Annotated in this window: 13 protein-coding genes, 1 tRNA gene and 1 rRNA gene; 1 reads left to right on the top strand and 14 read right to left on the bottom strand. The window is 39.0% G+C overall.

Going from position 1 to position 18,820, the window contains the following annotated elements:
• Positions 1-6: 6 nt before the first annotated feature.
• The 14 genes from DOK78_RS02825 to pth all read right to left on the bottom strand — a co-directional run bounded on the left by DOK78_RS02825 (position 7) and on the right by pth (position 17,382).
• A tRNA-Ala gene (locus DOK78_RS02825) sits at positions 7-79 on the bottom strand.
• 72 nt (positions 80-151) lie between these two features.
• Positions 152-1,709: ribosomal RNA gene (locus tag DOK78_RS02820) — 16S ribosomal RNA — on the bottom strand.
• A gap of 639 nt (positions 1,710-2,348) precedes the next feature.
• Positions 2,349-3,842 (bottom strand): lysine--tRNA ligase, encoded by a 1,494-nt coding sequence (gene lysS, locus DOK78_RS02815; RefSeq protein WP_207942039.1) that lies wholly within the window; start codon positions 3,840-3,842, stop codon positions 2,349-2,351.
• Positions 3,843-3,944: 102 nt separating this feature from the next.
• Positions 3,945-4,943, bottom strand: a complete 999-nt coding sequence (dusB, locus tag DOK78_RS02810) for a tRNA dihydrouridine synthase DusB (RefSeq protein WP_207942038.1) — start codon at positions 4,941-4,943, stop codon at positions 3,945-3,947.
• Positions 4,944-5,834 carry an Hsp33 family molecular chaperone HslO gene (hslO, locus tag DOK78_RS02805; RefSeq protein WP_207942037.1) on the bottom strand — a complete coding sequence of 297 codons (891 nt, stop codon included), beginning with the start codon at positions 5,832-5,834 and terminating at the stop codon, positions 4,944-4,946. It lies immediately after the preceding gene.
• 121 nt (positions 5,835-5,955) lie between these two features.
• Positions 5,956-8,040, bottom strand: coding sequence for an ATP-dependent zinc metalloprotease FtsH (gene ftsH / locus DOK78_RS02800; RefSeq protein WP_207942036.1), 2,085 nt, complete (start codon positions 8,038-8,040; stop codon positions 5,956-5,958).
• 67 nt (positions 8,041-8,107) lie between these two features.
• Positions 8,108-8,656, bottom strand: coding sequence for a hypoxanthine phosphoribosyltransferase (hpt, locus tag DOK78_RS02795; RefSeq protein WP_207942035.1), 549 nt, complete (start codon positions 8,654-8,656; stop codon positions 8,108-8,110).
• A 175-nt stretch (positions 8,657-8,831) separates the two neighbouring features.
• Positions 8,832-10,199, bottom strand: a complete 1,368-nt coding sequence (gene tilS, locus DOK78_RS02790; RefSeq protein ID WP_207942034.1) for a tRNA lysidine(34) synthetase TilS — start codon at positions 10,197-10,199, stop codon at positions 8,832-8,834.
• An 82-nt stretch (positions 10,200-10,281) separates the two neighbouring features.
• On the bottom strand, positions 10,282-10,737 hold the full coding sequence (locus tag DOK78_RS02785) for a S1 domain-containing RNA-binding protein (RefSeq protein ID WP_207942033.1): 456 nt from the start codon (positions 10,735-10,737) through the stop codon (positions 10,282-10,284).
• A gap of 183 nt (positions 10,738-10,920) precedes the next feature.
• On the bottom strand, positions 10,921-11,337 hold the full coding sequence (locus DOK78_RS02780) for a septum formation initiator family protein (RefSeq protein WP_207942032.1): 417 nt from the start codon (positions 11,335-11,337) through the stop codon (positions 10,921-10,923).
• Positions 11,338-11,409: 72 nt separating this feature from the next.
• Positions 11,410-11,676: an RNA-binding S4 domain-containing protein gene (locus DOK78_RS02775; RefSeq protein ID WP_207942031.1), complete on the bottom strand. Its 267-nt coding sequence runs from the start codon at positions 11,674-11,676 to the stop codon at positions 11,410-11,412.
• On the bottom strand, positions 11,676-13,265 hold the full coding sequence (locus tag DOK78_RS02770; RefSeq protein WP_207942030.1) for a putative polysaccharide biosynthesis protein: 1,590 nt from the start codon (positions 13,263-13,265) through the stop codon (positions 11,676-11,678). Before DOK78_RS02770 ends, DOK78_RS02775 begins: the two co-directional genes overlap by 1 nt.
• A gap of 15 nt (positions 13,266-13,280) precedes the next feature.
• Positions 13,281-16,811 (bottom strand): transcription-repair coupling factor, encoded by a 3,531-nt coding sequence (gene mfd / locus DOK78_RS02765; RefSeq protein ID WP_207942029.1) that lies wholly within the window; start codon positions 16,809-16,811, stop codon positions 13,281-13,283.
• Between the two features lie 10 nt (positions 16,812-16,821).
• Positions 16,822-17,382, bottom strand: coding sequence for an aminoacyl-tRNA hydrolase (gene pth, locus DOK78_RS02760; RefSeq protein WP_207942028.1), 561 nt, complete (start codon positions 17,380-17,382; stop codon positions 16,822-16,824).
• A 327-nt stretch (positions 17,383-17,709) separates the two neighbouring features.
• Between pth and DOK78_RS02755 the strand changes: the two genes are divergently transcribed.
• Positions 17,710-18,699 carry an L-lactate dehydrogenase gene (locus tag DOK78_RS02755; RefSeq protein ID WP_207942027.1) on the top strand — a complete coding sequence of 330 codons (990 nt, stop codon included), beginning with the start codon at positions 17,710-17,712 and terminating at the stop codon, positions 18,697-18,699.
• Positions 18,700-18,820 lie beyond the last annotated feature (121 nt).

The raw sequence follows: 18,820 nt of genomic DNA, 5'->3' as shown, positions 1-18,820 counted from the left end.
CGTTAATGGAGCCTAGCGGGATCGAACCGCTGACCTCCTGCGTGCAAAGCAGGCGCTCTCCCAGCTGAGCTAAGGCCCCAATAAATTTAAGAGTAAACCTCTCAAAACTGAACAAAGGCAAACGATGTGTAGTTTCCGTAATATTCCTTAGAAAGGAGGTGATCCAGCCGCACCTTCCGATACGGCTACCTTGTTACGACTTCACCCCAATCATCTATCCCACCTTAGGCGGCTGGCTCCAAAAAGGTTACCTCACCGACTTCGGGTGTTACAAACTCTCGTGGTGTGACGGGCGGTGTGTACAAGGCCCGGGAACGTATTCACCGCGGCGTGCTGATCCGCGATTACTAGCGATTCCGGCTTCATGTAGGCGAGTTGCAGCCTACAATCCGAACTGAGAGAAGTTTTAAGAGATTAGCTTAGCCTCGCGACTTCGCAACTCGTTGTACTTCCCATTGTAGCACGTGTGTAGCCCAGGTCATAAGGGGCATGATGATTTGACGTCATCCCCACCTTCCTCCGGTTTGTCACCGGCAGTCTCGCTAGAGTGCCCAACTAAATGATGGCAACTAACAATAAGGGTTGCGCTCGTTGCGGGACTTAACCCAACATCTCACGACACGAGCTGACGACAACCATGCACCACCTGTCACTTTGTCCCCGAAGGGAAAACTCTATCTCTAGAGTGGTCAAAGGATGTCAAGACCTGGTAAGGTTCTTCGCGTTGCTTCGAATTAAACCACATGCTCCACCGCTTGTGCGGGCCCCCGTCAATTCCTTTGAGTTTCAACCTTGCGGTCGTACTCCCCAGGCGGAGTGCTTAATGCGTTTGCTGCAGCACTGAAGGGCGGAAACCCTCCAACACTTAGCACTCATCGTTTACGGCGTGGACTACCAGGGTATCTAATCCTGTTCGCTCCCCACGCTTTCGAGCCTCAGCGTCAGTTACAGACCAGAGAGCCGCCTTCGCCACTGGTGTTCCTCCATATATCTACGCATTTCACCGCTACACATGGAATTCCACTCTCCTCTTCTGCACTCAAGTCTCCCAGTTTCCAATGACCCTCCCCGGTTAAGCCGGGGGCTTTCACATCAGACTTAAGAAACCGCCTGCGCTCGCTTTACGCCCAATAAATCCGGACAACGCTTGCCACCTACGTATTACCGCGGCTGCTGGCACGTAGTTAGCCGTGGCTTTCTGGTTAGATACCGTCAAGGGATGAACATTCTCTTCTCATCCTTGTTCTTCTCTAACAACAGAGTTTTACGATCCGAAAACCTTCTTCACTCACGCGGCGTTGCTCGGTCAGACTTTCGTCCATTGCCGAAGATTCCCTACTGCTGCCTCCCGTAGGAGTCTGGGCCGTGTCTCAGTCCCAGTGTGGCCGATCACCCTCTCAGGTCGGCTATGCATCGTTGCCTTGGTGAGCCGTTACCTCACCAACTAGCTAATGCACCGCGGGTCCATCCATCAGTGACGCAAAAGCGCCTTTCAGCTTTTTCTCATGCGAAAAAAAGCATTATGCGGTATTAGCACCTGTTTCCAAGTGTTATCCCCCTCTGATGGGCAGGTTACCCACGTGTTACTCACCCGTTCGCCACTCCTCTTTTCCAGTGAACCGAAGTTCGGCGGAAAAGAAGCGTTCGACTTGCATGTATTAGGCACGCCGCCAGCGTTCGTCCTGAGCCAGGATCAAACTCTCATAAAAAGTTGAAACAATCTTTCGATTGTTAAGCTCATAAATAACGTTTGCTAGCATTACTGCTTGCTTGTTTTGTGTTACTTCTATCTAATAGAAGTGTCCTACACAATTGGTTCGTTTGCTTGCTTTGTTCAGTTTTCAAAGGTCTACTTTTGCTGTTCTAGCAACTTTTATATCATAACAGATTGATATTTCATTGTCAATGTTTTTTAAAAAAAGTTTTTTTCAAGAAGTTCAAACTTCTTGAATGCTTTTTGACAGCGACTTGATTATTTTAACAAACTCATTATTACTTGTCAACAACTTTTTTTCAATTAATCCGTTGATATTTCAACGTTTTTCTCGAATTCATTTTGACGACTTTGTTATAATATCATGTGTCATTTACTTCGTCAACTCTTTTTTTCAAAAGTTTTAAAAGTTTTTTTGTCGTTTAGGACAAGTAATAATATACCAAGGAAATCCCTTAAGGTCAATGAATTTCTTATGTTTTTTCGAAGTTTTTTTATTCCCGATTGTTGAAAAATAAAGTGCTTAAAAATGTTCGCCTTTAGATAGAAACATCCCCTTTTTTCTTATTTTTATTTCATTGAAACAAATAAAAAAGTCACGGATAAAATATCCGTAACTTTTTCTACTATATTATTAGCGCATTGTTGGGAACAATAAAACGTCACGAATCGATTGTGCATCTGTCAACAGCATCACTAAACGGTCAATTCCAATTCCTAAACCACCAGTTGGCGGCATACCATATTCTAATGCTTCTAAGAAATCTTCATCCACACCATGTGCTTCATCATTTCCTGCTGCACGTTCTTTTTCTTGTTCTTCAAAACGTTCTCTTTGATCAATTGGATCATTTAATTCTGTAAAGGCGTTCGCAAATTCCCGACCAACGATAAATAATTCAAAACGATCGGTAAAACGAGGATCTTCCGGATTTTTCTTTGCTAATGGAGATACTTCAACTGGATGACCATAAATAAACGTTGGTTGTTGCAATGTTTCTTCAACAAAGGTTTCAAAGAACTCGTTAATAATATGACCAATGCTCATCGCATCGGTAATTTCAACCTTATGTTCTTTTGCCAATTGACGAGCTTCTTCCACTGTCATTTCTTGCCAGAAATCCACACCAGTAATTTCTTTTACTGCATCTACCATGTGAATACGATTGAAATTAGATGCTAAATCTACTTCCTGACCATCATAAACAAGATGTGCGGTTCCTAATGTTTTTTCTGCTGCATGACGAATAATACCTTCTGTTAAATCCATGATATCTTTATAATCTGTATAAGCAGTATAACATTCTAGCATAGTGAACTCAGGATTATGCGTTGTGTCGATACCTTCATTACGGAACACACGACCAATCTCATACACTTTTTCCATCCCACCAACGATTAAACGTTTCAAGTGTAATTCCAACGCAATGCGTAGATATAAATCCATATCTAAGGCATTGTGGTGTGTAATAAATGGACGAGCGGCTGCGCCCCCTGCTTGATTGTGTAAAACAGGTGTTTCGACTTCTAAATAACCTTGGGCATCTAAGTAACGACGAATTTCACTGATGATTTGGCTACGTTTTGTAAAACGGTCAAAGCTTTCTTGATTACTAATTAAATCTAAATAACGTTGACGATAGCGTTGTTCAATATTTGTTAAGCCATGATATTTATCTGGTAATGGACGTAAAGCTTTTGATAAGATGGTAATCTCTTTTGCTTTAACGGATACTTCACCAGTATTTGTTTTCATAATTTGACCAGTAACACCAAAGAAGTCCCCTAAATCTGCATGTTTAAATACGTCATATGCTTCATCGCCCACTTCATCTTTACGTACATAAATTTGGATACGGCCTTCGCGATCTTGTAAATGTGCGAAACCAGCTTTTCCTTTCCCACGTTTAGTAACGATACGTCCAGCGATACTTGCTGTAAGTTCCATTTCACTTAACTCTTCTTTTGTACGTGGTTCAAATAATTCATGCAACTCGGCAGAATTATGAGTACGGTCAAATCGTTGGCCAAATGGATCAATGCCTTCTTCGCGCAATTGTTCCATCTTTTGTCGACGTACCAGCATTTGGTCATTTAATTCTTCTTGTGTTTGTCGTTCCTCTGTCACGAGTTTTCCTCCATTCTCTGATATGTTTCCTTTCTATAATGCCAATGTTGACAAAAAAAAGCAAGTCGAAGTTATTTCTCGACTTGAATTTTTCTTAGATAATTAACTCTTAACTGGTTGATTCTCAACTTTCTCAAGAAATTCTTCTAACAAGTGTACTGTGGTTGCGCGATTTTCAGATTGATTAATCGCGGCTTTCACTTTAGCTGCACGTGAAATACCTTTTAAATAGTACGCTGCATGTTGACGAAATTCTAAAGATGCTACTTTTTCACCCTTTAAGTCTATCAAACGGTCATAATGTAAGATAGCCGTTTCGATTTTTTCTCTTGGTGTGGGTTCAGCAATTAATTCACCAGTTTCTAAATAATGTTTTGTCCGACGAATCATCCATGGGTTGCCTAAAGCAGCACGACCAATCATCACAGCATCACAACCAACTTCGTCAAACATCTGTTTTGCGTCTTCTGGTGTGCGAACATCACCATTGCCCATAAACGGAATCGAAATATTCTCTTTAACTTCTTTTAAAATGTCCCAATTTGCTTGTCCTTCATACATCTGTACTCGTGTCCGACCGTGCATAGCAATTGCTGAGGCACCAGCGGCTTCAGCAGCTTGTGCATTTTGCACTGCAAAAACATGCTGTTCATCCCAGCCGATACGCATTTTAACAGTTACAGGTTTATCAATTGCTGAAGAAACAGCATGAACCATTTCATAAACTTTGTCAGGATCAAGCAACCATTTTGCACCAGCTTCTGCTTTAATAATTTTATTGACAGGACAACCCATATTAATATCAATAATATCGGCTGTCGTATTTTCAGCTACAAACTGTGCAGCTTCAACTAAAGAATCTTTATTGCCACCGAAAATTTGTAGACTTAACGGATGTTCCGTTTCATCAATATGCAACATACTCAACGTTTTTTTATTACGCATTTGAATCCCTTGGTCACTAATCATCTCACAGACAACTAATCCCGCACCGGCTTCTTTCACAGTTACTCGAAAAGCCGAATTTGAAATACCTGCCATTGGTGCAACGACGACACGATTAGGAATTTCTACGTTACCAATTTTCCACGTGTGTTCCATCTATTCTTTTTCTCCTGTGATTTCTTGAATCAATTCTTCCAATTCAGGTTCGTCAAAATAATATTTTTCTCCACAGAATGAACAAACTGCTTCTGCACCATTATCTTCATCAATCATTGCTTGAATTTCACTTGTGCCTAATGTGATAATCGCTGTCGCAAATTTTTCTTTTGAACACTCACAGTTAAATTGAACTGGTGAGTCTTCCAAAATCATGACTGCTTCTCCTTCAAAGATAATTTCTAAGATATCTTCTGGTGTTTTTCCTTCTTCTAATAATGAAGACACATTTGGTAAGTTTTTCAAACGTTCTTCTAATGCTTCGATTACTTCATCACTGGCACCTGGCATTACTTGCAGCATAAATCCACCAGCAGTTTTAATTGTATCATCTGTATTAACCAATACACTCAAGCCTACTGCTGAAGGAATTTGTTCAGAAACTGCTAAATAATACGTAAAATCTTCGCCTAATTCACCAGAAACAATTGGTGTTTGTCCAGAAAATGGTTCTTTCAAACCTAAATCTTTAATTACAGTAAATACGCCATTTGTTCCAACTGCTCCACGTACATCTATTTTTCCTTTTTCATTTAAAGGTAAGCTAATATGTGGATTTTGAATATAGCCTTTCACATCACCGTTCCCGTTACTATCAACAATAATCGCACCAGTCGGGCCGTCCCCTTGAATTTTAACGGTCATTTTGTCGTCACCTTTTAAGGTTGCACCTAATAGTAGTCCACCAACTAATGAACGACCTAATGCTGCGGAAGCTGTATTCCAAGTATCATGACGACGTTGTGCTTCTGCTACAGTCTCTGTTGCATTGACTGCATAGGCACGAACATAGCCACCATACGCTAATGCTTTTACTAAATAATCTTTCATGGGTTGTTTTCTCTCCTTCATTCTTTCACTAGTGAATCATACTAGTATCTGCTTTTTTTTTCAACTTTATCGTTTTTAACAAGAGAAGAGGCTGCGACAGGAGTCACAGCCTACTTTTTTCTTATTCTTTTGAATCATCTTTATCCGCGTCTTGAGACTCTTCACGGATATGTGCAAAGTAATCTTTCGCTTCTTCAAAATCTTCTTTTTCTTCCGCTTGCTTCTCTGCATCTTTTGCTTCTAAAGCACGTTTTGCTTCTTCAAACGATTGCGCTTTTTCACTTGGGTAATCACTGTTTTCTGATCCTTCAGGCATTTTACCTGTTTCAAACAATGATTTAATTGCTTTGGCATCTAGCGTTTCAAACTCTAGTAATTTCTCAGCAATTAATTTATGTTGTTCGCTGTATTCTTCAATGATTTCACGTGCTTTCGTGTGAGCTTTCATTAAGATAGAACGAACTTCTTGGTCGATTTCAAAGGCAACTTGTTCAGAGTAAGCTTTTGTTTGACCATAGTCACGACCTACAAAGACTTGATGATTGCCTTCATATTGAACAGGTCCAAGTTTGTCACTCATTCCATATTCAGTAACCATACTACGTGCTAAAGCAGTTGCTTGTTCAAAGTCATTTGAAGCGCCTGTTGATTGAACGTTGAAGACAATTTCTTCGGCTGTACGTCCACCCAATAGTCCAACAATTTGTTCAAACATATCATCTTTTGTCATTAGCATTTGATCTTCTTTTGGTAAAGCAATCATGTAACCACCTGCGCGACCACGTGGAATAATCGTTACTTTATGAACGATACGTGCACGGCTTAAAACTAAACCGACAATTGTATGCCCTGCTTCATGATAGGCAACCATTTCACGTTCACGTTTGCTGATAACACGATCTTTCTTCGCTGGACCAGCAATCACACGATCTTCTGCTTCATCAATATCCGAAGCATCGATTTTCTTTTTATTACGACGAGCAGCAACTAAGGCAGCTTCGTTTAAAACATTTTCTAATTCAGCACCGGCAAAACCTGGTGTTTGTTGTGCCACAACTTTTAAATCAACGTCATCTGCTAGTGGTTTATTACGAGCATGTACACGTAAAATTGCTTCACGACCTTTGACATCTGGGCGCCCAACAAGAATTTGACGGTCAAAACGACCTGGACGTAACAACGCTGGGTCTAAGACATCTGAACGGTTCGTTGCAGCAATAACGATAACACCTTCGTTACCACCAAATCCATCCATTTCAACTAATAATTGGTTAAGGGTTTGTTCACGTTCATCGTGTCCGCCACCCATACCAGCGCCACGTTGACGACCAACTGCATCGATTTCATCGATAAAGATAATCGCTGGAGCATTTTTCTTCGCTGTTTCAAATAAATCACGCACACGGCTGGCACCGACTCCGACAAACATTTCCACGAAATCTGAACCAGAGATTGAATAAAACGGTACGCCTGCTTCACCAGCAACGGCTTTTGCAAGCAATGTTTTACCAGTTCCGGGAGGTCCTTCTAAAAGAACACCTGCAGGAATACGTGCTCCTAATTCAGAAAAACGACGAGGGTCTTTTAAGAATTCAACAACTTCAACTAATTCTTGTTTTTCTTCTTCGGCTCCGGCTACGTCAGAGAAACGAACGCGGTTTGCTTTTTTGTCAGCTTCTTTGGCTTTCGATTTACCAAAGTTCATGACACGGCCATTACCGCCACCGCCACCACCTTGTTGTCCCATCATCATGTAGAAGAAGAAAATGATGATAACTAATGGTAAGAAACTAATTAATAGCGATAACCAAATACCGCTACTAGATTCCTCTTCAATTGTTGTTTTTACAGAATGTTCACTTGCCAGCGCAGTAACTTCGCTGAGAGTTGAGTCATTTGGCAAAATAATTGTAGTGAATCGTGTGGTTGTTGCTTGAGTTGAGCCTAGAACAGCTAACCCATTATTATTATTGATTTTTTGTTCTTCATTGTATTCGCCGACGATACGATAGACACCATTCGCGGGCTGTACTTTAAACTCTTTGATCTCGCCTTCTTCTAATTGTTCAGTGAACTTAGAATATTCGATTTCAGGCGTTTGGTTTCCACCATTCCCTAGGAAGAAGTAAACAACCATGACCATTGCCAGTATGACCAGCACATAGTATAGGGTGTTTCTTACTGTTCCGTTATTTTTTTTATTCATGCGGCCCCTCCTTGCCAATTTGTCTTACTTTGACCTTTCCATTGTATCACAAGTTTTTTAGAAACGGTCACTCTTTTGTTTCGTACACGCTTGGTTTTAAAACCCCTACATAAGGAAGGTTACGATATTGCTCTGCGTAGTCTAAACCATAGCCCACAACAAACTCATTTGGTACATCAAAACCAATGTAATCTGCTTCGATATCCACGACACGTCCTTCAGGTTTATCTAGTAATGTAACGATACGAACCGATTTCGCTTTACGGTACTTAAATAAATCAACTAAGTAAGCTAATGTACGACCACTGTCGATGATATCTTCAACAATTAACATGTCACGACCTTCAACATTTGTGTCTAAGTCTTTGATGATTTTTACTTCACCAGATGAGACAGTTGCATTACCATAACTTGAAACATCCATAAAATCTAATTCTAGGTAACAATCCATTTCACGAACAATATCTGCCATAAATGGTACAGCACCTTTTAAAACGCCGACCACTAGGGGATTTTTATCTGCGTATTCCGCTGTTAATTCTTTTCCCAATTCCTCGCAACGTGACTGGATTTCTTCTCTTGTAATTAAGATTTTTTCAATGTCTTTTTCTAACATTTTGTTTCTCCTTCCAAATTCTACTCCTGATGTGTGCGAACATTTCTTGAAAAAAGGGTTAGTTTACCCTTTCAAGCAAACCCCATTGTTCAGGCGGTTTGACTTCTTATCATCTCGATGATTTTCTTCTTAAAATCAAAAAGCAATTATTTTAACACTACAAATTGTAGCTCATTTATTTCATCCTTCGATAAAGCAGTACGTAGTGTATTTTATCAGTTTCTTTCGTAATACTCAAATAGGAAAAGACGTAAGGAATCACTCCCAAAATCTCATCTTGTTCGTTTGTTAAAATCCATGCTTCTTCTCGCTTATCGTTAGGAATTTTTTGATCAATAAAAATGCGGCTAATTTTTTTAGTTAAATGTGGTGTTAAAGCGATTTTATCACCATTTTGACGTTTTCTGAGGATGGTTACAGAAGGAAATTTTACCGCCAAATCTTGGCGATACTCTGACCAAAGTTTGACTTTTTCGGGAATTTTTTCTTCTCCTACCAAAAAAACACCTATCCACTCATCCTCTGACAAAAATTGTGACTCGCCAATTTTCAAGCGAACAGCTACCTCACTAGCCTGCTTTTCTTTTTTGGGCGCAATCGTGATATGCTGATAGGTTTTTTTGACCTGCCAGTGCTTCGCTAAGGTGAGCGTTCCTTGTGATGGACCAACTAAAAGCTCCATTAGTTGTTGAATCTGTTTCTCGGTAAGAACAATTTTCTGCTCTTGTTGTAGCTGTTGTTTTATTGCTTGTATAAAAAAATACTGCTTGGCTTCTGAAAGGTGTAAATAATGAGTTACATCAAAATGATACCCCACATTGTCTACTTTTAGATACTTTGTCAACCATTGTTGTTGCTGCTCAGCAATGATTTCTTGCGCCCAAATTGTTTGTTCTGACCATTGTTGAAAATGCTGCATGGCTTGCGAATTTTCTTTTTTTAAAACAGGCAACACTTGTGAACGCAAACGATTACGTTGCATGGCTAGAGACGTATTGGTTTCATCTTCAAAATACGGAACATGATTTTCTTGACTGTATGTTCGGATTTCTGCTTTGGTGGTGGTCAACAACGGTCGCACAAGTCTCCCTGAACCAAATGACTGATTCAACCGAATACCACTACTACTAAAGAAATTTCCCTCACGAATCAACTTCATCAAAATGGTTTCCATCTGGTCATCGCTGTGATGTGCCGTCAATAAAACAGAATATTGGTGTTGCTTCATAATTTTTTCGAAAAAAGTATACCGAAATTTACGAGCAGCTGCCTCAACACCTGTTGTTGCAGGTTGCTCCCACTGCGTTTGATAGAAGGGAATCTGGCGCGTTTGACAATATTCAGTTAAAAAAAGAGCTTCCTTTTCAGATGCGGCTCGCAACTGATGATTCACATGAACCACGCCAAAAGATACGTGCAGTTGTGTCAATAAATGGAGCAACACCATTGAATCAACTCCAGTTGAAACAGCGACTAAAAGACGATCTGTGGGTTGCCATAATTGTTTCTCTTGCACTAATTTCGCCACTTTCGATACTAGCATGTTGGTTTCCTCCTTGGATTTAAAAACAAAAAACAGGTGAGGAGATTCGTCTCAAAATCTCCTACCTGTTCAAATTCAATCATTAATTACGACGACCACCACGGCCTCCACGTTTGCCTTCAGTGTTACGACGCAAAGATGATAAACGATCGTCACTGTCTTTTAAGAACGAACTCATTAATGAATCGAAGTCTTGTTTGTTATTCCCTGTGCTTTGTTGATTGTTATTACGTGGGAATGTTTTTTTCGGACTTGATCGATTAAAGTCTTTTTTCGGAAAGTCACGTTTCTCTTCTTTTGGCTTGTCTTCTGCCTTACGGATTGATAATCCAATTTTCCCATCATTACCAATGGTTGTTACAAGTACGGTTACTTCATCGCCAACTTTTAAAACATCATTAATATCTTTAACAAAACCATTCGATACTTCGCTGATGTGAACCAGTCCAGTTTTGCCTCCACCTAAATCAATAAACGCACCAAAATTTGTAATCCCTGACACTTTTCCAGGTAGTTTCGCTCCAACTTCGATTGACATAAAAAAATGTTCCTCCTAATTTTTGTCCCATTTTGAAAACTTCTTATGATTTCTTCATAAGATTCTCGTCATACGAGCAATCCCCATAGTTTCTACGGTTTTTTTATTTATGCTTTATACGTGCGTAGATTATTCTACACACACGTTGCACGACACAAGTTAATAAGCAATGAACAATGCGAATTATTCACTCGATTCAGTTGTTGAATCCTCTGCTTTCTCAGCGGCCTCATTCCCAGGTAAAGGGAAAATTAACTCACCTTCTTTTGAATACAAGAAACGGCTACGGGCAACTTTTGCGACATAATCATCGTCTTTTAGCAATGCCACGTCTCTATTTAAATCAGCCATTTTTTGTTTCACTTCTGCTTGTTTCACGATGGTTTCTTGTTTTACATCTTGCAATCGTTGCAGACGTAAATAATCGTTAAACAAGGAAATGCCGACACTCAAAAAAACAACGAAGGCGACTATAAAAACAGCCATTAAACGACGACGGCGAAAAATAATTTGTCGTTGTTGATACGCATATTTCGCATATTGTTCTTTGGCATAGTCTGTGTCTAAGATTTTCACATTATTTTTGACCTCTTTACTCACAGGTACTCGCTCCAATCTTTCTTGACTGTCTTTTTTATTATACCAACATCAGAAACGCTTGTCTAACCTAATTTACTCGAAATTATCGACTCTTTTTTCTGATAAAATTTCATACATTTTTGCTGCATCTTCTTTTTTAGTTGATTCATGTAATTCATTCACTTTTACTTCTAAAATACGGTTTCCAAATTGAATTTTTAAGGTATCGCCCACTTTGACTGAACTACTTGATTTTGCTAAAGTGCCATTAATTTGAATACGTCCTTTATCTGCTACTTCTTTCGCAACAGAGCGACGTTTAATAATTCTTGAAATTTTTAGAAACTTGTCTAAACGCATTATTTTCCTCCCATAAAACGTAATATTTTTTTGCCAAATGGAATCATTAGCCATTCGCGTAACGTTAATAATTCTAAACGTATCGCCAATTGGATAAAAATGGTTCCACCCACAACGACTCCTGACAAACTAAAAAGCAATGCTTGCAAACGACTGTCTGGTGCACCAACCACATACGTTAATAGTCCATAAAAAACCCATAAACCAATAGCCATCCCCACAGCACATGTGATTAATTTACGACCAAAATGTCGTTCTCTCCAAAAAACATTAACCTGCGCATCTTCTTTTTTGATAAGATACCACAAGATGACGGTTAATCCTACTAAAGTTGATAAACTTGCACCAATCGTTCCAAATAAAACTGTTAATGGCCCGGTCACTACAAATTTAATTCCAATACCCCAACCTGCTGCTTTTAATGAACGGCGAAAATAATTTTGACTTTGAGCAATACTTTGATAGGCCTGAATAGTTGCTGTTAATACAATCGCAAACACAAATAGCGTTAGCGCCATATTGCCAGCATTATCTTTAAACAGAGCATAATTAATATACGGCAATAATACCGCTAATCCAGTTGATGCAGCCAGCGCTAGACCAATCGTTAAACGAAGGTATATTTTAGCTGACTTCAAAAATTGTTCGCCTCGTTCTTCCATTAAACAAGCTGTCAGTGCGGGTAAAAAAGTAGCACTTAAAGCAGTTGCAGCGACTAATCCTAATTGTACTAGCGGTTGTCCACGATCATATACCCCTTTCGCAATCCGAGCACTTTGTTCAGCAACACCTTGAAACTCTAACGCATTTACGATAAAAAAAGAATCTACTAATTGAAATAAAATTAATAAACCACTATAAATCGATAGCAAGCCGCCTTCAACAAAAAATTTACGACGCATGCGTTGCGACACCGAGAATGTCTGCGGTATTCGTAAAAAGCGTTGCTTAGTTCCAAAAATTTTATGATCGTAATACATCAAAATCAGCCAAGCAACGACACCACCAACAAAGGCCCCTGTCATGGCTAATGTCCCTACTTGATAAATAGTTAACGACAACCGGCGAAAAGCCGCAGCGGCAGCTAAAATGACACCCACGCGCAAAAATTGTTCAGAAACTTGAGAAATAGCAGAAGGCACCATCAATAAATTCCCTTGAAAATTCCCACGGTAAAACGATAAGGGCGGCACTAATAAAAACGTAAATGATACCACTTGAATCAACGGTTTCAACAAGCTATTTCCCATGATAGTCGCAATAACACCACTAAAGAAAAAGGTCAGCCCCCATAAACAAATCGAAAACCAAAATACTAAAGGGTAAATTTCATCTAACGTTTGTTGTTGCTTTTGCGGATTTTTTTGGCTTGCCACTAATTTTGAAATAAACTGTGGTAACCCCGATAACGCCAACGTCATAGCCAATCCATAAATGGGATAGACTTGTTGATACACATAAAACCCTTCGTCACCAACTAAGTTTTGAAAAGGAACGCGATAGACTGCACTCAATAATTTGGCGATAAAAGAAGCTAATGTTAATACAAAAGCGCCTTTCATCATCCGTTGCATTTGATTTCGAGCCATGGGGCATCCTCCTTGCTAGCGCTTTTGTTGTAGTTGCTCTTGGTAACGTATTTCACGTAAAGCTTTAACAAATTCTTGCACTTCATGCAACCAAACCATTTGTTTCATCCCTTTTGGCACGGTTAGTTTGATATGCATTTGTTCTTTTTCAACACCTAATGTCGCTTTTAATTTCGTAGCTGATAATGCTTCAAACAGTTGTTCAACAGTATAAGCTTTCGTCCCTGCTTTACTCAAAATAAATTGAATAATTGGGCCATGTTTACGAATCGTATCTATTAATGCCCGTTCACCATTCATCTTAATTTCACCGACCATTAATAAGTGAGCAACTTCGTCTGGGTATTCGCCAAAGCGATCGATTAAATCATCTTGTAATTCATCTAAACTATCCATACTTTCCAGTTCGCGAATGCGTTTGTAGATTTCAATTTTCTGACGTTCATCATCAATATATTCCGTTGGTAGGTAGGCATCAATTCCCAAATCAATTTCCACGGATGTTTTTTCCGTTTGTGTATTTTTGCCCTGCTTACGATCAACTGCTTCTGACAACATTTGTGCATACATGTCAAATCCAACAGAATCGATAAAGCCGTGTTGTTGCGCGCCTAATAAATTACCGGCACCACGAATTGATAAGTCCCGCATTGCAATTTTAAATCCAGAACCTAATTCGGTAAAGTCTTTGATTGCTTGCAGGCGTTTCTCACTGACTTCATTTAAGATTTTTTGTTGCTCATACATGAAATACGCATAGGCAACCCGATTACTTCGACCCACACGCCCACGCAATTGATACAACGTAGATAAGCCCATATAATCAGCATTTTCTACAAATAAAGTATTCGCGTTGGGAATATCGACGCCTGTTTCAATAATGGTTGTTGTAACTAAGACGTCAAATTGACCTTCGATAAAATCAAACAAAGTATTTTCCAACTGCACTTCTGTCATTTGCCCATGCGCATACCCAATCCGCGCATCTGGTACTAACGCTTGAAGTTCTTCAACTTTTTGTTCAATCGTATCTACACGATTATATAAGTAGAAAACTTGTCCGCCACGTGCCATTTCGCGCAAAATTGCTTCACGAATCGCTCCTGGATTGGTTTCCATCACATACGTTTGAATAGGGTAGCGATTTTCCGGTGGTGTTTCAATTACGGATAAATCACGAACGCCCAGCATCGACATGTGCAAGGTTCTTGGAATTGGTGTAGCTGTTAAAGTTAAAACATCGACTTGCGAACGAAGCTGTTTCAAACGTTCTTTATGTTTAACACCAAAGCGTTGTTCTTCATCAATTACCAACAAGCCTAAATCAGCAAATTCAATATCTTGAGATAAAATTCGATGCGTTCCTACGACAATATCTATTTTACCTTCTTTAATTTCTTTAATCGTTTCATTTTGTTGTTTCTTGGTACGAAAACGACTTAACAAACCCACATTCACAGGAAATCCTTCGAAACGATCAACCATCGTTTCGTAATGTTGTTGAGCTAAGATAGTTGTCGGCACTAAAAAGGCGACTTGTTTGCTTTCTTTGATGGCTTTAAATGCCGCCCGCAATGCCACTTCAGTTTTCCCAAAACCAACATCTCCTACTAACAAACGATCCATCGGTTTTTCTTTTTCCATATCTCGTTTAATTTCAGAGGTGCTACGTAACTGGTCGTCCGTTTCGCTGTATGGAAAAGCATCTTCAAATTCACGCTGATAGGCATCATCTGGCGCAAAAGCATACCCTTTTTCAGCTTCACGCTTGGCATAAAGTTGAATTAAATCATCTGCAATATCCTCAATTTTTTTCGAAACTTTCCGCTTAGTTTTTGCCCACTCGGTTCCACCTAATTTGTTAATTTTCGGTGATTTCGATTCAGAAGCGACATATTTTTGAATTAAATTTAGCTGAGTAACTGGGATAAATAATTTATCGTCATTTTGATAAACAATCGTCATATAATCTTGGTGAACGCCATCTACTTCTAAAGTCTGCATACCAATGTATTTACCAATCCCATGATTGGCATGTACGACATAATCGCCGGTTTTCAATTCATTGTAACTTTTTAAGCGTTCTGCATTGGTAACTGTTTGACGACGTGTACGTTTTTTGGTCACTTTTTGGAACAGCTCTTGTTCAGTAACTACGACAACGTGATCTTGCGGTAGTTCAAATCCGCTTTGCAACGTTCCTTCAACGATTTGAGAACGCCCTGTGAATAATCGATCCGGTGTTGTTTCGACTGCATAAATTTCATGGTCTCGAAAATCTTGCTCTAATTTTTTGGCACGTTCATGACTGCCAACTAAAAAGATAACCGTTTGTTGTTGTTTTTCCCAACGATCAATTTCAACCTTTAATAAACCCATTTGTCCAAAAAATTGTTGCATTGGACGATATTGAATATTGTGAATGGCTTGGAAACGTAAATTCCCCATGCCTTTTTGAAAGAGTGAAAAATACGTGGTGGTAAACGTTAAACGTTGGAATAATTGATGGAGATTGACGCCAAATGTTTGTTCAGAAAACACACGCAGTTCAGAAATTTTTTGCGTATGCCATTCGCTTTCTTCACGTTCAATTTCACGATTGGTTTCCATGATACGACCATAATCATCAACTAATAATAAAGCATCTTTCGCAAAATAATCTAAAATGGTTTGTTTTTCTTGATATAAAAGATCCGTATAGAAATTGGCAGTGTCTCCTGGAATTCCATCTTTCCATGAAGCTATCAATTGACCAAAATAATCCGATAAAAATTGCTTATCAGTTGGCTCATTGGTCACTGCTAAGCGTTTGGTTAATAATTCTTGGAGCTTTTCACTACCCTTTACTAAGTTTTCTTTTGAAAAAACTAATTCTGTTGTCGGCAAAATCAAGACTTCATCCAAATTAGTCACAGAACGTTGGGTTTCCACATCGAAATAGCGCATCGAATCGATTTCGACATCGAATAGTTCTATACGCACAGGATATTCCGTATGTAGAGGATAAATATCAATAATACTTCCTCGAATGCTAAATTCACCCGGTTTACCAATCATCGTTTGGCGTTCATACCCCATTAACACTAATTGTTGTGGCAATTGCTCTACATCGATTTCATCGCCTACCTGCCATGAAAATTGGACTTCTTGCCAGGTCTTTAATGTAGGTAAAAATTTACGAATAGCTGCCACAGGTAATACGTATACACCTGGTTGGTTTGCAGCAATCGCATGTAAGGTTAATACCCGTTCAGCTTTGGCTTCTGGTGAAGCAAAGGCCATTTCTGCAGAAAGAACTTCATCTACTGGAAAAATATAAACATCGTCGATTACTTGACGTAAGTCTTCTACTAATTGGTTGGCATAATACAAATTCGCCGTCACAACAACGGTTGGACGACGGAATTTTTGATAGGTACTCGCAATCGCTAACGTTTTAGCAGAACCTGCTAATCCCGTCATTAATTGGCGCTGCATCTTCTCTTCAATGCCTTGATGCCACTCTTTAATAAAAGGAGTTTTTTCTATTAAATTAATTAAATCCATGCTTTCCCTCCTAATTAAAACGATTCATCGTAGCAATAAAATCATTTTTTTCGATAAAGTCGATAGTCGCTTCTACAGCTTTATCAATACTACCTTCAATTAATGGTTGATTCTCTTTTGAAAAATCACTCAAGACATGATTCACTACAGTCATGCCTGATTGCGGACGATCAACCCCAATTTTGATGCGATCAAATTCTTGTGTATTGAGATGCGAGATAATACTCTTCATCCCATTATGTCCCCCTGCGCTCCCTTTTTGACGAAGGCGAATTTTCCCTAAGGCTAAATCTAAATCGTCATAAATGACAACCAGTTCTTCTGGATAAACACCAAAATACGTCATTAATGGTCCCACTGCTCGTCCGGATTCATTCATAAATGTTTGTGGTTTAACTAATAAAACTTTTTCTCCGTTCACAAAAAAATCAGCAACTTCTGCTTCAAAAGGATTTTTTTTGAACGTAGTATTAAATTGTTGCGCTAAACGATCCACTGCCATAAAGCCAACATTATGTTTTGTATGTTCATATTTTCTACCAGGATTTCCCAGTCCGACAATCATTTTCATCTATCTATCTATCTCCATTTGTTCCATTTTTTTCAACCTCACGCAAAATGCTGGACAATTGTTCATTGTCCAGTTTCTCTGCGTATTTTTCTAAATTATAACATAATCCGTCCTAATAGCCCAAAATTCAATGCTTTAATAAAGATTTCTTTAACTATTTTACCTATTAAAAATAAATACAGATTTGTGAAGTAAGCATTTACAACTAGCACAGTTAAAAAAACTGTTATATTGTTTCATAAATCACATGACAAATCCTCGTGAAGATGGTAACATAGTAAATGTAAAGGAAATATTAAAACAAAAATTGGAAGGATTGATACACCGATGACTGCACAAACATTAAAGAAAGATCATCAAAAAGTTATTCTTGTTGGAGATGGCGCAGTAGGTTCTAGCTACGCATTTGCCTTAGTAACTCAAAACATCGCCCAAGAAATCGGCATTATTGATATCAACGTAGCAAAAACTGAAGGAGATGCTTTGGATTTGTCTCATGCCTTAGCTTTCACTTCACCTAAAAAAATCTATGCAGCCACTTATGCAGATGCACATGATGCTGATATTGTGGTTATCACTGCTGGTGCTCCTCAAAAACCGGGAGAAACACGTTTAGATTTAGTTCACAAAAACCTAAAAATCAATCGTGAAGTAGTGACACAGATTGTTGCGTCAGGTTTTGATGGGATTTTCTTAATCGCAGCCAACCCGGTCGATATCTTAACTTATTCAACTTGGAAGTTTTCGGGTTTCCCTAAAGAACGCGTAATTGGTTCAGGAACATCTCTAGATTCTGCACGTTTCCGTCAAGCATTAGCACAATTATTAGATGTTGATGCTCGTAATGTTCATGCTTATATCTTAGGAGAACATGGCGATTCAGAATTCCCTGTATGGTCTCACGCCAACGTTGCTGGGTTACAAATTTACGAATGGGTTAAAAATCATCCAGAAGTTGATGAAGAAGCAATGGTTAACTTATTCTTTAGCGTGCGTGATGCTGCTTACACCATCATTGAGAGAAAAGGCGCAACTTTTTATGGAATTGCTGTTGCTTTAGCACGTATCACTAAAGCGATTTTAGGCGATGAAAATGCGGTATTACCTTTATCTGTTTATATGAATGGTGAATATGGATTATCTGACATCTATATTGGTGCACCTGCCATTATTAATGCACAAGGTATCCAACAAGTCATTGAAATTCCGTTAAATGACGGCGAAAAAGATCGTATGGCCGCTTCAGCAAAACAATTGAAAGATATTCTAGATGCGGCTTTTGCCAAACTAGATGCTGAAGATGCTGAAAACAACTAATTTGTAACGAAACGAGAAAATAGCAGAGGGAACATGTCCATACTTTACGGTCATGTTCCCCTCTTTTTTAAATATTTATTAGAATTCATCCACTTTTCAAGCATTATTCTCGTTTTCAATT

It is taken from the genome of Enterococcus sp. DIV2402 (genome assembly GCF_017426705.2).
Lineage (GTDB): Bacteria > Bacillota > Bacilli > Lactobacillales > Enterococcaceae > Enterococcus_F > Enterococcus_F lowellii.
The sequence above is the reverse complement of the archived record's forward strand: the minus strand, read 5'-3'. Positions and strand labels throughout refer to the sequence as shown.